Origin of the sequence: Musicola keenii (genome assembly GCF_014855505.1) — a bacterium.
In the GTDB taxonomy this organism is placed as follows: Bacteria; Pseudomonadota; Gammaproteobacteria; order Enterobacterales; family Enterobacteriaceae; genus Musicola; species Musicola paradisiaca.
Window position 1 is genome coordinate 176,613 of sequence record NZ_JAAWVW010000002.1, and the last position, 18,153, is coordinate 194,765.

Annotated in this window: 14 protein-coding genes; 4 read left to right on the forward strand and 10 right to left on the reverse strand. The window is 58.4% G+C overall.

Annotated features, from left to right (window positions below):
• The first annotated feature begins 286 nt into the window (after nucleotides 1–286).
• Both HEP82_RS03110 and HEP82_RS03115 read left to right on the forward strand, forming a co-directional pair.
• Nucleotides 287–928, forward strand: a complete 642-nt coding sequence (locus HEP82_RS03110; protein WP_192456738.1) for a ribonuclease T2 family protein — start codon at nucleotides 287–289, stop codon at nucleotides 926–928.
• A 303-nt stretch (nucleotides 929–1,231) separates the two neighbouring features.
• Nucleotides 1,232–1,738: an NUDIX hydrolase gene (locus HEP82_RS03115; RefSeq protein WP_192456739.1), complete on the forward strand. Its 507-nt coding sequence runs from the start codon at nucleotides 1,232–1,234 to the stop codon at nucleotides 1,736–1,738.
• 64 nt (nucleotides 1,739–1,802) lie between these two features.
• Here HEP82_RS03115 and HEP82_RS03120 read toward each other — a convergent pair whose 3' ends face one another.
• Nucleotides 1,803–2,915, reverse strand: coding sequence for an NADH:flavin oxidoreductase (locus HEP82_RS03120; protein WP_192456740.1), 1,113 nt, complete (start codon nucleotides 2,913–2,915; stop codon nucleotides 1,803–1,805).
• Between the two features lie 100 nt (nucleotides 2,916–3,015).
• Between HEP82_RS03120 and HEP82_RS03125 the strand changes: the two genes are divergently transcribed.
• Nucleotides 3,016–3,426: a winged helix-turn-helix transcriptional regulator gene (locus HEP82_RS03125; RefSeq protein ID WP_192456855.1), complete on the forward strand. Its 411-nt coding sequence runs from the start codon at nucleotides 3,016–3,018 to the stop codon at nucleotides 3,424–3,426.
• Between the two features lie 48 nt (nucleotides 3,427–3,474).
• Here HEP82_RS03125 and cueO read toward each other — a convergent pair whose 3' ends face one another.
• The 7 genes from cueO to cmoM all read right to left on the reverse strand — a co-directional run bounded on the left by cueO (nucleotide 3,475) and on the right by cmoM (nucleotide 14,391).
• On the reverse strand, nucleotides 3,475–5,145 hold the full coding sequence (cueO, locus tag HEP82_RS03130; protein ID WP_192456741.1) for a multicopper oxidase CueO: 1,671 nt from the start codon (nucleotides 5,143–5,145) through the stop codon (nucleotides 3,475–3,477).
• A 58-nt stretch (nucleotides 5,146–5,203) separates the two neighbouring features.
• Nucleotides 5,204–5,344, reverse strand: coding sequence for a hypothetical protein (locus HEP82_RS03135; protein WP_192456742.1), 141 nt, complete (start codon nucleotides 5,342–5,344; stop codon nucleotides 5,204–5,206).
• Between the two features lie 92 nt (nucleotides 5,345–5,436).
• A complete protein-coding gene (locus tag HEP82_RS03140; RefSeq protein WP_192456743.1) occupies nucleotides 5,437–6,864 on the reverse strand; it encodes a hypothetical protein in 1,428 nt (475 codons plus the stop codon).
• Nucleotides 6,865–7,159: 295 nt separating this feature from the next.
• The gene (mukB, locus tag HEP82_RS03145; RefSeq protein ID WP_192456744.1) at nucleotides 7,160–11,593 is read right to left on the reverse strand and encodes a chromosome partition protein MukB; all 4,434 of its coding nucleotides are present in this window, start codon (nucleotides 11,591–11,593) and stop codon (nucleotides 7,160–7,162) included.
• A complete protein-coding gene (gene mukE / locus HEP82_RS03150; protein ID WP_015853895.1) occupies nucleotides 11,590–12,306 on the reverse strand; it encodes a chromosome partition protein MukE in 717 nt (238 codons plus the stop codon). Before mukE ends, mukB begins: the two co-directional genes overlap by 4 nt.
• Nucleotides 12,287–13,609 (reverse strand): chromosome partition protein MukF, encoded by a 1,323-nt coding sequence (mukF, locus tag HEP82_RS03155; protein WP_192456745.1) that lies wholly within the window; start codon nucleotides 13,607–13,609, stop codon nucleotides 12,287–12,289. Before mukF ends, mukE begins: the two co-directional genes overlap by 20 nt.
• Nucleotides 13,606–14,391, reverse strand: a complete 786-nt coding sequence (gene cmoM, locus HEP82_RS03160; RefSeq protein ID WP_192456746.1) for a tRNA uridine 5-oxyacetic acid(34) methyltransferase CmoM — start codon at nucleotides 14,389–14,391, stop codon at nucleotides 13,606–13,608. The genes mukF and cmoM overlap by 4 nt, the downstream gene beginning before the upstream one ends.
• Nucleotides 14,392–14,580: 189 nt before the next feature.
• Between cmoM and elyC the strand changes: the two genes are divergently transcribed.
• Nucleotides 14,581–15,360 (forward strand): envelope biogenesis factor ElyC, encoded by a 780-nt coding sequence (gene elyC, locus HEP82_RS03165; protein WP_192456747.1) that lies wholly within the window; start codon nucleotides 14,581–14,583, stop codon nucleotides 15,358–15,360.
• 17 nt (nucleotides 15,361–15,377) lie between these two features.
• Here the strand turns inward: elyC and HEP82_RS03170 are convergent, their stop codons facing one another.
• Both HEP82_RS03170 and pelN read right to left on the reverse strand, forming a co-directional pair.
• Nucleotides 15,378–16,274, reverse strand: a complete 897-nt coding sequence (locus tag HEP82_RS03170; protein ID WP_192456748.1) for a YcbJ family phosphotransferase — start codon at nucleotides 16,272–16,274, stop codon at nucleotides 15,378–15,380.
• A 433-nt stretch (nucleotides 16,275–16,707) separates the two neighbouring features.
• Nucleotides 16,708–18,027 (reverse strand): pectate lyase PelN, encoded by a 1,320-nt coding sequence (pelN, locus tag HEP82_RS03175; protein WP_192456749.1) that lies wholly within the window; start codon nucleotides 18,025–18,027, stop codon nucleotides 16,708–16,710.
• Nucleotides 18,028–18,153 lie beyond the last annotated feature (126 nt).

The following is an 18,153-nucleotide window of genomic DNA, read 5'->3' on the forward strand; positions in this document are numbered from 1 at the left end:
ATATCAGCCTTAATGCGTTATTCGACTGGTCATTTGGGGCTTGCCGTGTACGCGCTCCGCTCACCCTTCGGGCTAGGCAAGTGTGTTGTCCGTTCAACATGCGCGCCAATTCGTCTCTAGGTGGATCGACTCTGGGCGTGCTGCAGCAGTGATGCCAGGCGCCGATTGATTATTTCTTACGAATGGAAATAACCGGCGAAATGGCAGAAACTGCCGGCGCAATAACATGATTAGCCGGTTTTCGGCGCATATTCTAGGCATCATGCCTTACTTCACGAGGTGTTTTATGAGCAAAGGCTTCGCACTGCTGGCGGGTCTGGCGCTGGCAGGCAGCTTACTGAGCGCGCCGTCTCTGGCACAGAATAAAAACCAGGCCGGCATGTTTGACTACTATCTGCTGACGCTGTCATGGTCGCCCACATTTTGCCTGACCCACAAAGACAATCCGCAATGTACCAAAGGCTACGGTTTCGTCCTGCATGGCCTGTGGCCCCAGTACACCAAGGGCGGATGGCCGGAAAACTGTCCGCCCATCGCCGCACTGACGCCGGAAGAGCGCCGACAAGGCGATATGATTTTTCCCTCAGATGACTTACTGACCCATGAGTGGGAAAAACACGGCACCTGTAGCGGGCTCGGCGCTAAAGGCTATCTGGAGGCAGCCGACCAGGCTCTGAGCCAGGTAAAAGTACCGCCCGAACTCCAGGCACCGCACAAACCGCTATTCCTGTCCGCCGACAAGATCTTGACTGCATTCCGCCAGAGCAATCCCGATATTCCGGCCGACGGCCTAGTCGTGGCCTGTAACAAGAAAGAACTGTCGGAAGTCCGCGTCTGTCTGGATAAGCAACTGAAATTCCAGTCCTGCGCCTCCAACATCAAATCCAATTGCCCTGCCGGCGAGATCCGGATCCCGAACGTCCGCTAACCCCATCTGACGCCTTCGTCCTGTGCCCGATCACTGATGCAGGCGTCCCCACCTCAGAATAAATTACATTTAGTTACCTTTTTTGTAGTTTTGATGTACCAGATTGATACCCAATCGAAAGTATTTTTATATGAAAAAATCATATTTGTATTTATTAACAAGATGAAATATCAGTGTCATCTATAACAACTAGGCTATGTCCGCCATTACGCGGCCTTTCGCGACGAGCGCGGGCAAGTAATGACGAGATAGGCCTCACCAGCGGCCGGGTTAGCGCCGAACTCGACACAGACAGGTAATGACATGTTTTTGTTTTCACCCCAGGACAGTGCATACAGCAAGATGTTGCGGCAGTTTGAATCACAGGCTCAGCAGGAAGGGATCACTCGTCAAACACTGGGCGCCGCCGTAGTGTTTAACGGTGGGATACTGCTGGTGCGGCGTAGCGCCAATGACCCGGTGCTACCGGGATATTGGGAAATACCCGGTGGCGGTCGCGCGCCCAACGACCACAATCTGTTGGCGACGTTGATGCGCGAATTGCATGAAGAAACCGGGCTGCGTTTGAGCTATATCCGTCATTATCTGGGTTTTTTTGACTATTCGCTGGAAGCGACAAGCCAAGCGGGCAAGCCGGAAAAAGTACGGCAGTGGAATTTCCTGGTGGATGTGGCGCCGGAAGCGATCTGCCTGTGCCCGCAAGAGCACGATGCCTGGCAAATTGTGCGCCAGTCATCGGATATCCCCGACGACTGGCCGATTAGCGAAGAAAGCCGCTTTGTGGTGAGCTCAGCCATCCGGCTGTTGTAATGTCATCTCGCGACAGACGGGCCGATGGCACGCCATCAGCCTGCCCATCGGGGCGTTGCAACTGTTAAACCAACTGTCCGAGCGACGCCGGGTCAAACCCTTTGAGGGTTTCCAGTTTCTGCTGATGGACTTTCGCGGCCCAGTGAGGATCGGTCAGCAGTGCACGCCCCACCGCGATCAAATCAAACTCATCACGCGCCATGCGATCCAACAGCTTATCGAGGTTAGCCGGGGTGGAACCTTTGCCGGCAAAGGCGCTGAAGAATTCATCCGACAGCCCAACGGAACCGACGCTGATGGTGGCCGCGCCGGTGACTTTCTTGGCCCATCCCGCGAAGTTCAGCCCGTTTTCGCCATCCACTTCCGGGAATTCCGGTTCCCAGAAACGACGCTGGGAGCAGTGCAGAATATCCACACCCGCCGCCACCAGCGGCGCCAGCCAGTCTTCCAACGCCAGCGGCGTCGGCGCCAGACGTGCGCTATAGTCCTGCTGTTTCCATTGGCTGACGCGCAGGATCAGCGGGAAGTCCGGCCCCACTGCCTGACGCACACTTTTCACCACTTCGGCGGCGAAGCGGGCGCGCTGTTTGATGGTCGCGCCGCCGAAAGCATCGGTGCGCTGGTTGGTTTCCCCCCAGAAGAACTGGTCGATCAGATAGCCGTGCGCCCCGTGCAGTTCCATCGTATCGAACCCCAGGCGTTTGGCATCGGCTGCCGCGCGGGCAAACGCCGCAATAGTATCGGCGATATCCTCGTCCGTCATGGCGTGGCCGCGCTCCACATCCGGCATAACTAACCCGGACGGGCTTTCGATATAGTCAGGTTCCCACGCCACATCTCGCAGCGGTACCGAGCCAACGTGCCATATCTGCGGCCCCATCCGCCCGCCCGCTGCATGTACTTCATCGATCACGTTCTGCCAGCCCTGCAAGGCCGCATCGCCATGAAACACTGGAATACCGGGATGATTACGCGCGCCGGGGCGATCGACCACGGTACCTTCCGACAAAATCAACCCGACTTCGCCTTCGGCACGGCGCCGGTAATAGGCCGCGACATCGTCGCCGGGGATGCCGTCAGGGGAAAAAGTACGGGTCATCGGCGCCATCACGATGCGGTTTTTCAGGGTCAGCGTTTTGAGTGAAAACGGGCGAAACAGGACATCAATATTGGCCATGCCATTCATCTCCTTGGGTGTGATGGCTTGAGGGTATACAATGTAAACTTGGTGTCAATTAGGCACTTTAATGCAACCAGGTAGCCTACAGGAAACCACGATGACCAAACCCTGTCTTTCCCCTTTTTGCCATGCCAACTCCCCCAGCCGTTTTCTGCTGGAGCAGATTGCCGACAAATGGTCTGTGCTGGTGTTGGCGACGTTGTGCGAACGCCCGCTTAGATTTAACGAGATCAAACGTCGGTTGGATGGCATCACCCAGAAGGCGCTGACGCAATGTCTACGCAAACTGGAGCGCAACGGCATCGTTGAACGCCGGGTGCTGACCGCTTCGCCCATCGCTGTGGAATATCACACGACGGAACTGGGGCACACGCTGAAGGAGCCATTTCAGGCACTGTATCGTTGGACGGTGGAGTATCTGCCGCAGGTGGAAAAAGCGCGAGAGGATTTCGATCGGCGCGCGGCCGGCGAGCAGGAAGCGGTCGAAACACTCGAAACGGCACTGTGAGCGCCGCTCCCCGCCAACAAGGCCAACATCGCCGATGCCGAATACACGCTACGACACGGTAAACGCCATCATCATGCCGGTATCTTCGTGCTCCAGCAGATGGCAGTGGGCCATATAGGCCCGTTGCGCCGGCGCCAGGTGATTGAACCGCACCAACACCCGGCTAACACCGCCTTCCACCCGCACGGTGTCCTTCCACCCTTGCCGATGTGCGGCAGGCGCAGCGCCGTTTTCCGACAGGATACGAAACCGCGTACCGTGAATATGGAACGGGTGCAACATCATGTCGCCCTGACCGGAGATCTCCCAGATCTCCTCCTCGCCGCGTTTGACGTCAAACAACGGTTTGCCCATCTCGAACGCGACGCCGTTGATGCGATTACTGGTCATGATGTCCAGCCCGCCGGCGGTCGACGATGTCCCATTCTCCGCCGGCATCGCCATGCCGCCATGATTCATACCGCTGTGGTTCATGTTGCCGTGGTTCATACCGCCCGGCGACGACATCGGCATCGCGCCGTTCCCGTGCGGCATATTTCCATGTGACATGCCCGTCATCGCGCCGTTCCCCCCCATCATCATGCCGGCCATCGCCTGCATGCCATAGCGTTGCATCAGGAGTTGCATGCCTTGCATATCCAATTGGGGATCCATCGACAATTGCAATCGACGCCATTTCAGCCCATCCGTCGCAGGCAACGGCGGCAGCGTCGCCAGCCGGTCCGGCAACGTTCCAGCGCCCGTCTCCGTTCCCGGCTGGATATGCAACACCGGCAAAGGCTGATCGAACGGCGGCAGCATCATCCCCATCTGGCTAACCGGCAGCGTCACCACATCAAACGGTTTGCCGTCGCGCACATCCACCAACACGTCGAAACGCTCCCCCATCAGCATCGGCAACTGCTGCACCGCCACCGGTTCCGCCAGCAGGCCGCCGTCGCTGCCAATCACATACAGTGTTCGGCCATCGCTGGCCGCCAACGTCAACGAGCGGGCGTTGCAACCATTCAGCATGCGCAGGCGCAACCAGCCACGCGGCGCGATATGCTGTGGTGCGACAACGCCGTTGGTCAACATACGATCGCCGAACCAACCCACCGCCGCCGTCATTGCATCCAATTGATAGTCAATCTGACCGCTAGCATTCAGCCGTTTATCCTGCAAAATCACCGGAATATCATTCACCCCCCATTGATTGGGGAGCGGCAAGGCACGGCCTAGCGCGTCCTGCACCAAGATCAATCCGCCGAGCCCCATCGCCACCTGACGCCCGGTGACGCCGTGCGTATGCGGATGGAACCAGGCGGTCGTCGCGGGCTGGTCGACCGTAAAGCGCGCATCCCAGCTAGCGCCGGGGGCGATCGTCGCCTGCGGGCCGCCGTCGGCGTCGCCCGGAACTTCCATGCCGTGCCAGTGCACGGTGGTGGTTTCAGCTAACCGGTTGGTCACTGTTACCGAGACCGACTGCCCTTGCTCCAGTTGCAACGCTGGCCCCAGTAATGGGCCGTTGATGCCCCAGGTCGTCGTGTCTATGCCCGGCAACCAGCGCATCACGCCAGACTGAAGGCGCAGATCGATATGGCCTGTGGCATCCGGTTTTAACAACGGCGGAATGGGCAACGCCACCGGTGCAGCCGCCCATGCCCGGCCGCTCCACCACGGCAGCGCGCTGGCGGCGCCAAGCAAGGCGGTATATTTCAGAAAGTCGCGACGATACATTTCAGGACTCCTCCTCTGCGTTCAGACTGTCAGGCTGAACCTTCCAGTAGCCGTAAGGTCAAGCCCTTTTCCGTCCCGGCATGGAAAAATGTGACTGCAGGATACTCATGTGCAACCCGATGCCGCGCAAACCGGGTAGAACCGCAACCTGCATCACGGTAATCATCGCCATCACGACAATCACTGCGCTCATCCTCATAACAACCCTCTGCGCCATGAAAAACGGGCTGTATCACACAGCCCGTCAGGTTTGTATCCACCGCCGACCCACTCATCGACGGCAGGTGTCAGTCAGAACTCGACGATAACGGTTGTTCCCGCTTCATTGCCCACATACACCCCGCCCATATCTTTCAGATCCTGCACGATGATCTTCGCTTTGGGCGTATAGCTGACCGCGCCGCTGGTCGAGCGCACCAGATTCAGCTTATTGCCGACAATATCCTTTAAGGCTCCCCACGAAGAGGTCCAGACCCGGGCGTCAGTCTTATCCGCGTTATTGTTTCCCACATGTGACTTCAGCGACGCGCCCTCGCCGGCGCCGATCCCCATGACATCGCACACTTCCACATAAGCGACTTTTTTCCCGCCCAGCAGGAACGCCCGTTCGCCGCCGACTTTCGACGAGTTGACTGCTTCCGGCATAACACTGATCAACTGGGGGGATACGTAATCCTTCATGTTGAACCCCAGCATAGGCTCACTGGGATACGGGCTGTCTTTGCCGGCGGTATTCAGATATGCCGTCAGTTTGTCCATGCAGGTTGTCACCGCCAGCTCCACTTTCAACTTGGTTTCATCGGTCTTGATGACCCGAACATCTTTGCCATCCACCTTATCCATCGGCGCACCGTCAGGGTATTTGATGTTGTACCATTCCGACGCCATGGTACCGGCATAGTGCGGCAACCATTCCAGACAGTTATAAACCACTTTTTTACCATTGATCAGCATATTCCAGGTTGCCAGAAAGCATTTCGCCCGATTACTGGCGATGTCTTTATCCGGCGTCGCCTTCGTGGGCACCAATGCCTCCCCCGGCTCCACATCGACAACCAGATACAGGTCTTTCTTGGTGTCGGCACTCAACTGATTCAGCAGCAGCGCTTTGTGCAACCCGAACGATCGCAGCAACCCATAAGGAATGGTTTTCAACCGGCTCGCTCTCAGGGCCAACTTGCCTTTCACTGGCGAGGAATCAACGTCGGCGGGGACGGCGGCATCATACAATTTCTGATGTTCCTGGTTCATCAACCAGGCGCTGCAATCAATGGCAAAACGGATTTTTACCGCGCCTTTCCCCTGCGCATCCAGCTCTTTGATCAGATTGGCCGCCCCGGTCGTGATCACCCAGTCGGTCATCAGAGGCGAATTCAGGTGAAGATGAATCAGCCATTCCACGTTCTGAAATTTCACCGCATTCGACGTCGCGGTCTCGCTCAGCGTCTTCGCCCAGGCTTTCATGGTTGCCAATCCGTTCATCAGTTGGTTGGAAATGATCAGGATTGTACCCACGGTTTTGTTGGCCGAAATACCCGTGTGACCAAACAGTTTCTGCGCATGCGTCTGCAACAAAATACCCGACTTGTTCTGGGCGTTATAGCCGCCAGCATTGGGGTTTTTGCTCATCACATAATTGCTGACGTTCTTCACGTAGCTCGATACTTCCGCATCACTCGCTTGTGACGTCAGTGCATAAGGTATCAGTCTGTCTACCATCTTCGTCTCCAGGAATTTGCCTATCGGAATAGCGTTACCAGCATGGCGCGGGAACAGCCATCGCCACGCGGGCGCCCATCGGGAAATTACGTTATGCGGGCTGGGATGGCTCGGCGAAATACGGCGCCTCACAGGGGAAAACGCGCATGGATAGACCCACACGGCGGTGACAAAGGCAGTCGCCGTGTCGGCACAGGATGGGAGCAAGATAGGCACGCGCGGTAGCACAACACGGCGTGGGATGCCGTGACGATGCGCCCTGTTGATCAAGAGCGCATGTCATACGGCGCAGAGATTAGTGCGTCGGGCTGTCCTGCGTGTCGGTGGCGAACCCGCGCAGGCCGACCACATGCACATGCTCGTGGTTCTGGTACACCTTACGCACCAGCTTGTAGGTGGTACCTTTCTCCGGGCTAATGTTCTCGGGCGCGGCGATAATCAGTTGCATCTCCAGCCGCTCGCACAGCTCGAACAGCGTGGCGATGGATTTGGCGTCCAGCCGCGCCGCTTCGTCGAGGAACAGCAGACGACACGGGGAAATATCCTTGCCGCGCAGCCGCCGGGACTCTTCCTCCCAGCTCTGCACCACCATCACCAGAATCGACATCCCGGTACCGATGGCCTCGCCGGTGGACAGCGCACCGCTCTCCGCCCGCAGCCAGCCGTCGGCGCCGCGGTTAACCTCCACTTCCATTTCCAGATAGTTGCGGTAGTCCAGCAACTCCTCGCCGATGGTCTGCGGCGCGCGCTGGCCCATGTCGATTTCCGGATTGAGGCGCTGATAGAGCTTCGCCAACGCTTCGGAGAAGGTCAGGCGATTACTGTTGAACAGATCCTGATGCAGTTCCTGCTGTTCGGACAACACGTTAAGTAGCGTGGTATGGGTTTCCCGCACATTGACGTTGAGCCGCACGCTCTTCACCTGCCCGAACGCCACCGCCTGCAAGCCTTGGTTGAGCATGCGGATACGGTTTTGCTCGCGCTGGATAGTCTTACGGATAATGTTCGCCACGCTACGGGAGCTGATCGCCAGCGTCTGCTCGCGCGCGGTCAGCTCTTCGGTCAGACGGTTGAGCTCGATCTCCATCTGCTCGATGGCTTCCACCGGGTCGTCGGTGCGGATGATGTCCTGACGGATACGCTCGCGCAGATGCTGGTAGACCGCGATATAGAACTGTACTTTGCGCTCCGGCCGCTTTGGATCTTCCGACATGCGCAGCACGTCACGCAGGTGTTCGTTGTCCGCCACCGCCTGACGCAACGCCCCCAGCGCCTTATCCGACATAGACCGCAGCTCGTCGCCGCTCAGGTACGCCAGTTCGCGGCGATGCAGGCGGCGTTCGACGCCGTTGTCCTTCACCAGACGCATCACCGCGCACCAGCCCGCTTTCGCCGTCACTACCTGCTCGCGGATGGTGTGGTAGTCGCGCTCCACCTTGCGCAGTTTCTTCTGCAAACCGTCCATTTCCGCTTCACAGAAAGTGATCTGTTTTTCCAGTTGATTGCGGCGAGCGCGATTGGCGCTCAGTGCCGCGTGCAGCTCATCGCGTCGCGTGCGGGCGCGGGCTTCGGCATCCGCATCGGCGCGCACGCCGATATCCGCCAACTCCTGCGTCAACTCTTTGAGCATATCGCGTTTGGCGTCATAGGAACTTTTCAGTGACGCCTGCAACTGGCTGTACTGGGTCAACTGCGCCTGATGCTGGCGCAACTGCTCACGGGCACGGGTACGCTCCTGCTCCGCCTGATCCAGGCGCTGGCGCAGTTTATCGTTCAGATCAACGTTGGCGTTGAGCATGCCCGCCGAATCGGTATAACTGAAGTGAGCGCGCCGCTGCACCACCTCCGTCAGCGCGAAGGTCTGTTGCTTGACCGTGCGTTGGCCGGCCTGCGCCTGCGCATACTCTTCCCGCAGTTGCTCATGCTGTTGCGGATCGTTTTGCAGCACCGACGCCAGCGGCTCCAGCTTCGCCAGCGATGCGCCGTGCCGCTGCACAAACCGGGCGGCCTCTTCCGCCTCGTCTTGTTCAGCACGCAGCGCATCCACCCGGTCTTCCAACCCGTCGTCGCACAACAGGCCGATTCGCGGCATCAAGCGATTGAGCAGCGTCATCTGCTCTTTGGCCTGTTCGTACTGCTGGCGTTGCTGCTGATTTTCGCTGTCGAAATTGTCGATAGCGCGCTCCAGCTCACCACGGCGGCTGTTGCACTGGCGCAGATCCGCTTCCGGGTCGTCCTCGAACGCCACCGCCAGGTGGCTGCCGATAAAGCGGCTGAACGCCTGATGCAAACGCTGAATCTTTTGCACGTCGAAGGAGAGCGTGGCGTAACGTTCGGCCAGCGCTTCGCGCTCTTCACGCAGGCTTTCCAGCCGTTGTTCACGGGCGGCGCGGCCAAACAGCGGCACCTCCGGGAAGCGGGAGTAACGCCACTGGCGATCGGCGATTTTCACCACCACCGCTTTTTCCAGCTCCTCGGTTGCAAACACGCTGTCGTCGAACGACTGCGGGTCGCCCTCGATCAGGTACAAATCTTCCGGGCAATCGTCCAAACCGGCCAACTGTTCACGCACCAGCGACAAATCCGCCACCACGATGGCGTGACGCGACGGCCCGTACAACGCGGAGAAGTACGGCGCGTCGTCCAGCGTGACGTCGTCGTAAATTTCCGACAGCAACACCCCACCGAAACGCTCCGCCAACGCATTCAGGCGCGGGTCTTCCGAACCGCCGGGCTGGCTGAGGCGCTCAATCTGCTCATCAACTTGCCGTTTACGGCTGGCGACCTCATCGCGCTCGACCGTGGTTTCGCGCTCGCGCTCCAGCAATTGCTGCATAAATTCAGTCACTTGCTGACTATCGCCACAGTGCTCACCGCTCTGTTCGTTGAGCTGCGACAGCGCTTCCTGCGCCGCCAACCAACCCGGCGCCCGCGCTGTCAGCTCGCGAATGCGCTGTTGCACCTGCTCCAGTTCCTGACGCAGCGACAGACGCTGTTCGCCGGCGGCAGCCACCCGCTCGGACAAATCCTCGATGCGCGCCTCCAGTTCCGCCTGCAACGCTTCCAAATCTTCCGGCTCATACGCCTGGCCGCAACGTTTGGCGAATTCCTGAAACTGCCGCTGCACTTCCTGCTGTTCCCGCAGGCGCTGCTCCAGTTCGGACAACCGCAGCCGCAGCGGTTGCACCTGTTCGGCCAGATAGCGTTGGGACGCGCTGTCGCGCAACAGTTCCCGCGCGGTGCTCCAGGCGTCATTGCGGCTGACCGCGCCGGCTATCTGGCACACCAGTTGATACGCCTGCTCGAACTGGCTATTGGCGGCGTCCGCCACGCTCAGTTTCTGTTCCATCTCCAGCAACAGTTCGGTGATTTCCTGTTCTTTGGCGCGGAAGCTATCGAGCCACTCTTCAGCGTTATCCGCCGTTAGCGCCGGCAATTGGCACAACGACCGGGCGCGTTCCAGCGCTTGCTGTGCCTGGCTGTACTGAATCGCGCGCGTTTGCTGTACGTCCAGCGCCTGCTGGTAATCCGCCAGCTGGCTTTTCAGTTCATCCACTTCCTGTTCGGCGGCGTCGGCGCGGGCTTCGCGTTCTTCCAACTGCTCGCGCGCTTCCTCCACCACCTCATTCTGCTCTTCCAGTCGGTAGTTCAGCTCGTCCAGATCGGCGCTGTAGCGTTCGATCTTTTCCTGCTGACGCATCGCCGTCTGCACCAGATTCAGGTGATCGCTGGCGGCCTGATAATCGGTTTCCAAATCGCTTTCCGCTGCGGTCTGCTCCTGCAACTCGCGCGCCATTTCCACATGGCGGGTCTGCTCCACAATCAGCTGTTTACGGCTGCCGAACAGGTCGCGGCGCAACGCCAGCGCGCCATCAAGATGGATGCGGCGTTCATTGGCGTGGCGCATGTAATCCGCCGCCACGTAGGACGTGGCCTCAGAAATCAAATGCTTGAACAAGTCGCGATCCGACTGGGTCACGCGGATCGCCTCCAGCGTCATGCGGTTTTCCCGCAACGCCGCTTCCATATCCTGGAACGCCTTGCGCACACCGCTGTTTTCCGGCAGCAGATAGTCGCGCAGCGAACGGGTGATGGCGCTGGAGATCCCGCCGTACAGCGAGGCCTCAATCAGGCGGTAAAACTTGTTGCGATCGGACGAGGAGCGCAACCGGCGCGGCACCACGCCGAGATCGAACATCAAGGCGTGGTAGTCGGTAATCGAGTTGAACTGTTTAAACTGCACGCCTTCAAGCTGTTCGACCCGGTCTTTGACGTCCTGCAACGACAGCACGCGCGCCTGACGGTCGCCCACCGACTGCGTCAGCAGCTGGGTCGGCGAGGTCGCGATCGGCAGCCCCTGAATGGTAAAGGGTTTGATATCAACCTTGCGATCACGCCCGGCCACTTGTTGCAGCCGCACCCCCACCAGCACGCGCTGATGACGAGAGTTGACCACGTCCAGTACCGAGTAACACACTCCGGCACGCAGTTTGCCGTGCAACCCTTTGTCGCGGGAACCGCTGGTGGCACCGGCCTCGGTGGTATTACGGAAGTGCAGCAGCGTCAAATCCGGGATCATCGCGGTGATGAACGCCGCCATGGTGGTGGATTTTCCGGCGCCGTTACCCCCGGACAGCGTCGTGACCAGTTCGTCGAGATCAAAGGTGCGGGCAAAAAAGCCGTTCCAGTTGACCAACGTCAGCGAGCGAAATTTTCCGCGTTCAATCATTCCTGTTCATCCTCAACTCGTGGGTCATCGCCGCTCGCGCCATCATCGCTGTCATCCAGCGACAGACTGCCGTCCACCGGCATCGCCTCGCCGTCGCGAATCATCCGCAACTGCGCTTCACGCGGGTCATCTCCGCTGCGCACATCAGCACCGAAGCGAAACACCGCCTCGGTGATGCGGAACTTACTGCCATCGGCGCCCATAAAATAGATCATCCCCAAGCGCCGCAGGCGGTTAAGCGAAGTGCGCACCTTTTCCTGCAATTTTTGCCGGTCAAGATCGGAGCCGGTGGAACGCTGGTTCACCAGCTTGAGCAGCTTGCTCTCGTCCGCCAGGCTCAGCAGCTCCTCATACAGCTCCTGCTGGCTGAAAATACCTTCATGCGCCAGACGCTCTGGGCTTAAGTAGAGATAGCAGAGGATTTTGCCCACCATCATGTCCAGCTCGGACAGCACCGAACGCGGGATTAGCGTAGTGGATCGCGGGCGCAGATAGAAAAAACCTTCCGGCGCGCGGATCAGTTCGACGTTGTAACGGCCGTAGAAGTGTTCCAGTTCGTCCTGAAAATCCATCAGAAATGCGTGGTTTTCCAGCTCTTCCACGCCAATGTGACGCCCGGCGCGCAGTTGGCTGTCCAGCGCGGGAAACAGCGTGTTGGCGAGCGCATTCATCAGCCGGGCGGAAATGTTTTGATCAATATTTATCGATGACATGGGCCTGCACCTTGGCTCCGTACTCATTGATTGCCTGCCACAGAGCCGGCAATCCGGTGAAATCAGCGTCGGCCACCCCCAGACGTACCGCCTGGTCGACCACAATTCGGGCAACATCAAAATGTTGCGAGCGGGGATACTGTGTCAGATAGTCACGTATCACCTCACTCAGATTAAGCGGAATATGTTGCTGTTTATATTTCTCCAGCGCCTGTTCCACCATGGCGGCGATTTGCTCGCGGATTTCGCTGAAGGCTTCGTACTCCAGATCCGGCGGCAGCTCGCCGGTAACTTCCTCGGTGCGCAGCGCCAGTTCCTCGTCGCGCATATCCAGCAGCCGCTCGGCGTTGGCGTAGGCCAACGCCCACGGCGCCTCGAAATAGCTCTGCACCGACTGGCGCAAACGCTGGGCAAACACCCGGTTCTTGTCCATGTCGATCGCGGTACGGATAAACTTGTGTACATGCCGGTCGTAACCGATCCACAGATCGATAGTCTGCTGCCCCCAACTGATGATGCGATCCAGCTTGCCTTGCAAATCGAACACCAGATTGTCCACAAAGGCGAGTTCGTCTTTGCCGAGCGTGGCGTCCTGAATGCGCAATAAACTGGCCTGCAGTTTGTCCCCCGCCGCTTCCAGCGTGTCCTGCAACTCCCGCAGCGTGTCGGAGGTTTCGCTGAGCAGACGTTCGCAGTTGGCGATGGCGGCACGCCAGTCCTGATTCAGCAGCGCGGCGATATCGTCCTTCACGCTTTGCTGCTGCTCGTCCATGCTACGTTGGGACAGGTCGATGCTGTCGAAGATTTCCGCCACCGAGTATTTGAGCGGCGCGAACACGTTGCGGTGCCAATGAAACTCGTCGCCGCCCTCTTCCGCCGCCTCCGCCGCCCGGCCCAGTTCCTGGGCCACCATCGAGAGCTGCATGGAAAGACGCAGCGCGGAGAACTCGCGCTGGCGAATATAGTAATCGGTAATGCCGATACCGAGCGGCGTCAGACGATAGATGGCGTTGCCGTCCGCCAGTTCGCTGGTGAAACGGTTGATCAACCGTTGCCGCACCAGGTCATTGATGGCGTTGTTGGCGCGCACCGGTATAGTTTCGTGGGTTTGCTCAAATCCCTGGCTGACGTGACGAAATGCGTCCACCAGCTCCCCTTCGCTCATCTCCCCATCCATGCGTTCGCCGTTCAGGGTGGCGATGGCCAGCAAAAACGCCAAACGTTCGGTCGGCAACGCAATGGAGAAGTCATTTTTTCTCGCCCAGGCAACCAGTTCGGGTACGGTCTGGGAAAAATCACTCATAATGCATCCTTCAAAGAGGGCTTGTGCGCCATGACGTGGATGTAACGCCCCAGGCTGACAAACGGTTCCTGACGGCAGTAGCGCTGCTCCAGCGCCAGCAGTATGTCGAAATCGTCAATCTGTTGTTGCTTGTTTTGTAAATAGTCATGAAACACCCGCACGCCGGTCTTGCCACCGAGTTCCAACCCCAACGACGCCAGCCACTGGTAGACCTGCGGCGGATTAAGCGGATGATCGGGCGAGAGCGAGCGACGTTTGCGTTTGGGCATGCCGGCATCGACAAAGCCGAAGTTTCCCAACACCATATTGCGCATCAACAGCGCATCATGGTTGTAGAACATCAGCGACAACGCGCCGCCCGGCGCCAGACAAGCGCTCAATGCCTGCAGCGCCTGCAACGGATCCGCCACCCATTCCAACACCGCATGAAACAGGATCAGATCCGCCGGGCGCGCCAGATGGGGCCCGACGTCCTGCACCGCGCAACGCACAAAATGCATGTTCTGCGCGACGCCGTCTTCCCCGGCGGCGGCCTGAGCGCGCTGGATCATCGCATCGGACAGATCGCACAACAACACCTGATGCCCCAGCGCCGCCAGCCGACGCGACATCGCGCCCTCGCCGCCGCCGGCGTCCAGAATGTATAGCGGGCGTTCCGGCAATGTCGGCAACAGGGTTTCCAGATCCTGCCAGAGTACCGCCTGTCGCAGTTTTCCTTTGGTGGTGCCGTAAATGTTACGGGCAAACTTATCGGCGATGTCGTTAAAATTACGATCCTGCATTCCACATTCCGCGTGATGGCTAACAGCCGACCGGTTGTTCCAACCAGCGGTTTACTGAACGTCGAAACAACATAAACGGCTGTTTTTCTCTGAACCTGATATTCTGTCACAGGCAGGCCCGGAATAAATGGCCTGACAACGCGATTTTTGCCCATATGGTGTTTTTTCACCCGATACGGACGCTATTTTATGCTGTTTGCCGCCAAAAAATACATCGGTAGCCTGCTACTGCCGTTGCCGTTGCTCATGCTGGTCGTCGGCGTTGCTCTCGCGCTGTTGTGGTTCTCCCGCTGGCAAAAAACCGCCCGGCTGCTGTTGACCGTCAGTTGGCTGCTGTTGTTGCTGCTGAGTCTGCAACCCGTCGCCGACCGTCTGCTGCAACCGTTAGAGTCGCGCTATCCCACCTGGAACCCCTCGTTTCCCGCAGTGAACTATATCGTGGTGCTGGGCGGTGGTTATACCTTCAATCCCGACTGGGCGCCCAGCGCTAACCTGCTCAGCAATAGCCTGCCCCGCGTAACGGAAGGGATCCGCCTGTATCGCGCCAACCCCGGCGCAAAACTGATCTTTACCGGCGCGGCGGCACAGGGCAACACCGTGAGTAGCGCGCGTACCGCAGCCATGGTGGCGGAAAGTTTGGGCGTGCCGGCGCAGGATATCCTGCTGCTGGATCAGGCGCACGATACCGAGGAGGAGGCGCAGGGCACGGCGCGACTGCTCGGCCAGCAACCGTTTTTGCTGGTGACATCGGCCAACCATCTGCCGCGCGCGATGAATTTCTTTCTCAGTCAGGGGCTGCATCCGATTCCTGCGCCCGCCAACCAGTTGGCCATCACCTCGCCGCTGAATCTGTGGGAGCGCATTTTCCCCTCGCCGCTGTATCTCTCACATGCCGAACGCGCCTGGTACGAGGAATTAGGGTTACTTTGGCAGCGGCTTAAAGGCGTCGCGCCGCCGCCATCATCCTGACATCGGCGCGGAGGGTGTCATTCCAGCCAGGGTTGTAACTGTCTGGCGGCATTATCGAACAACTCACGATCGAGCTGGCCGGTGTGGATATAGCGGGCAATCGCCGCCCACAGGATATACAGCCAACGCCGGTAAACAAACGACTCGGAAACCGGCTCGCGGCTAAGATAGCGATAAAGCAGCTGTTCCGCCATGCCGGATTCTTCGCACAGCCGGAACAGGTCGTATTCGCGGGGTGCCCACAGCATCATGCCAGGGTTGAGCATCGCCAGCAGTTGGTCGGTGCGCGGGTCTTTCAACATGCTGCGCAGCGTAAGGTTGCCGTGCACCAGTACGCAGTTGTCGTCAAAATCGGCGAACAACGCCGGCAGGTTCTGACGGGTGCGAAACAGTAGCGCGCGATCCTCCATCGTCAACAACGGCGCACTGACCTTCTGCAACGTCGACCACAAGACCGCCAACCGCTGCTGATACCAGTGCGACCAGAGGTTTTCCTGCGTGCTGTCGACGGTGCCGACACAGCCGTGACTGTCGATGCGATGCCAGGCGGTGATGCTCTCCAGAATCTGATCCATCAACAATTCCCAGCGCTGCGGCGATCGCGACGGCGCTTCTACCGACACGCCGCGCAAACGCTCAAGCAGCAGCAATTCCTTGTACGGCGCCTGATGGGTCAACACCACGCCGTATACCGTCGGCAGCCGTACCTCACCTTCACGGGCCAGCATACTGAGCTTGTAGGCTTCCTGTGCTGCAACCCCCTGACAAACATAACTTTTAGCTAACAGCGGCATCGCATTGCCGGCACCATCGTACAACGCATACAAATGCGCGTAGGGTTGTTCGCTAATACGCTCAAGCCGACTGAGCGACTCTCCCAGCACCGTACTCAATTCCGCTTTCAACAATTCCATTGGCGGCTTACCTCGCTGATTAACGCGCACGACATCGGGCCCGGCGCAATCCTGTGTCACAGGCCAGTCAGAAACCCCTGGCTGTGCTCGCTGTAGTAATGTCGCTGGCGCTATCGTTCCCGCCATCAAGACAGCCAACGACACGCAGCGGAGTTTTGCTCACACCGCACGACACAGGATGGTGCTATTTGTCACAGTGTCAGGCAGCGTGCTGCAGGGTTACGTGACTTTCAGCCACGCGCTATGACGGATACAGCCTGAATCATCATGCGGCGATACCCTGCTGATTTCTTCAATGCAGATCAAAAAATACCGGTATGGACGCCGTTCCGAGCGGTTGACGTATGGAAAGTGGGATCTGACGGGAGACAACACCGGCGGCTCAGGCACGCCAGATGCCCCATCGCTATCACGCGCGACGGGGCCGTGGTCGTTATTTCAATTCAAATGCGCCCAAATCAGGCGCCGAGCCCTGATAGGCGATTTTCACATCGCCGCCCTTGTCGATCATCCAACTGCCGGACGCCAGATGCAGGCTTTTCAGCACCGGCAAACTGCCGTCGGACTGCCGCGCGGCATCCCACCCGCTGGTGGAAACGCTCTGGAATTCGGTATCAGACAGTACGTTGCTGAAGTTCCACGAGTTGTAGCGCATGTTGGCGCCGCTGGTATTGGACAACGAACTGGACGTCGCCGCGTAGGAGATATTGTTACGCAGCGTCCCCAGATTGGTGCCGCTGCCGCTGGCGTCGATCCCCAGCATATTGAAATTGATCTTGTTCTTGTACGCGGTGTTGTTGAAAAAATCGTTAGCGACCGTGTGGTGGTTGGCATAAAAACCGGAGGCTTTATTAAGGAACGCCACCGAATTACGCACCGTGTGCTTCACGCCATTGCTGACATACACACCGCCATAGCCGCCCGCCTTAAAGCCATTGCCGTTGCCGGCCGCCAGCGAAGTGGTCGTACCCGGCAGATAGCCATGCAACCAAGCCCAAGAGTTTTCAATCGTCACCGACGAATAGGCGTTGATCAGATCAAAGCCGTCATCCGAATTCCACCACGCCCGGCAACCGCTGAAGATATTACCCGGCATGTTGGCGGAAACATGCGCCCCAAAACCGTCACCGCTCTGACCGGCGCCATTGGAGGTAAGGGGATCGTAATTGTGGTGGGAGTCACTGTTGAGAATGGTGTTATAGGAACCGTTTTTCAAAAACAGACCGGTTCCCATGATGTGATGGATATTCAGCCGCTCGAAAATGTTGTGACTGCCGTTGATCCACACCCCCCAGGATTCGTGGTTCTTGTTGTTATTTTGCGGAACGCCTTTAATTTCTAGCCCTTTTAGCGTGATCCAGCTGGCGACCACATTGAACCCTTTGACGCGGCAATCATCCGTCATACCGCTGAAATCAAATATCGGGGTTTCGCCGCTGTATGCCTGATACACGATAGGTTTACCGGAAGAACCGCTCTTGCTAAGCGTGATCGCGTTCACCGTATCGGTTTGACTACTACAAGTGTTCAAACCGGCAGTGATGGCGTAGGTTCCCCCTCGTATCCATAACGTATCCCCTGCACTCAGGGTTTCCTGGGCTCGGGCGAACGTCTTCCAGGGTGCGCTCTTGCTGCCGCTGGCACTGTCGCTGCCGCTGGCGGACAAGTAATACTCCGCCGCCAGCCCGTCGGCGGCATACCCCGCCGCTATCAATCCCAACACAACCGGTACGACTGGTTTGTTCATTTTCATTGCGTAACTCCATCCTTAGTGAAACAACCGTAAACATCAGACGGCCAAATGATAAGCCACCTTTAACATTGACACATGAAATGCCGTTTCAAAAAGGAGGGACTGATAAAAACGTTAACCCGATTG

Excerpts from the sequence above, each read along its gene's own strand:
- HEP82_RS03110 (WP_192456738.1), top strand. The coding sequence starts at position 287 with ATGAGCAAAGGCTTCGCACTGCTGGCGGGTCTGGCGCTGGCAGGCAGC.
- HEP82_RS03115 (WP_192456739.1), top strand. The coding sequence starts at position 1,232 with ATGTTTTTGTTTTCACCCCAGGACAGTGCATACAGCAAGATGTTGCGG.
- HEP82_RS03120 (WP_192456740.1), bottom strand. The coding sequence starts at position 2,915 with ATGGCCAATATTGATGTCCTGTTTCGCCCGTTTTCACTCAAAACGCTG.
- HEP82_RS03125 (WP_192456855.1), top strand. The coding sequence starts at position 3,016 with ATGACCAAACCCTGTCTTTCCCCTTTTTGCCATGCCAACTCCCCCAGC.
- cueO (WP_192456741.1), bottom strand. The coding sequence starts at position 5,145 with ATGTATCGTCGCGACTTTCTGAAATATACCGCCTTGCTTGGCGCCGCC.
- HEP82_RS03135 (WP_192456742.1), bottom strand. The coding sequence starts at position 5,344 with ATGAGGATGAGCGCAGTGATTGTCGTGATGGCGATGATTACCGTGATG.
- HEP82_RS03140 (WP_192456743.1), bottom strand. The coding sequence starts at position 6,864 with ATGGTAGACAGACTGATACCTTATGCACTGACGTCACAAGCGAGTGAT.
- mukB (WP_192456744.1), bottom strand. The coding sequence starts at position 11,593 with ATGATTGAACGCGGAAAATTTCGCTCGCTGACGTTGGTCAACTGGAAC.
- mukE (WP_015853895.1), bottom strand. The coding sequence starts at position 12,306 with ATGTCATCGATAAATATTGATCAAAACATTTCCGCCCGGCTGATGAAT.
- mukF (WP_192456745.1), bottom strand. The coding sequence starts at position 13,609 with ATGAGTGATTTTTCCCAGACCGTACCCGAACTGGTTGCCTGGGCGAGA.
- cmoM (WP_192456746.1), bottom strand. The coding sequence starts at position 14,391 with ATGCAGGATCGTAATTTTAACGACATCGCCGATAAGTTTGCCCGTAAC.
- elyC (WP_192456747.1), top strand. The coding sequence starts at position 14,581 with ATGCTGTTTGCCGCCAAAAAATACATCGGTAGCCTGCTACTGCCGTTG.
- HEP82_RS03170 (WP_192456748.1), bottom strand. The coding sequence starts at position 16,274 with ATGGAATTGTTGAAAGCGGAATTGAGTACGGTGCTGGGAGAGTCGCTC.
- pelN (WP_192456749.1), bottom strand. The coding sequence starts at position 18,027 with ATGAAAATGAACAAACCAGTCGTACCGGTTGTGTTGGGATTGATAGCG.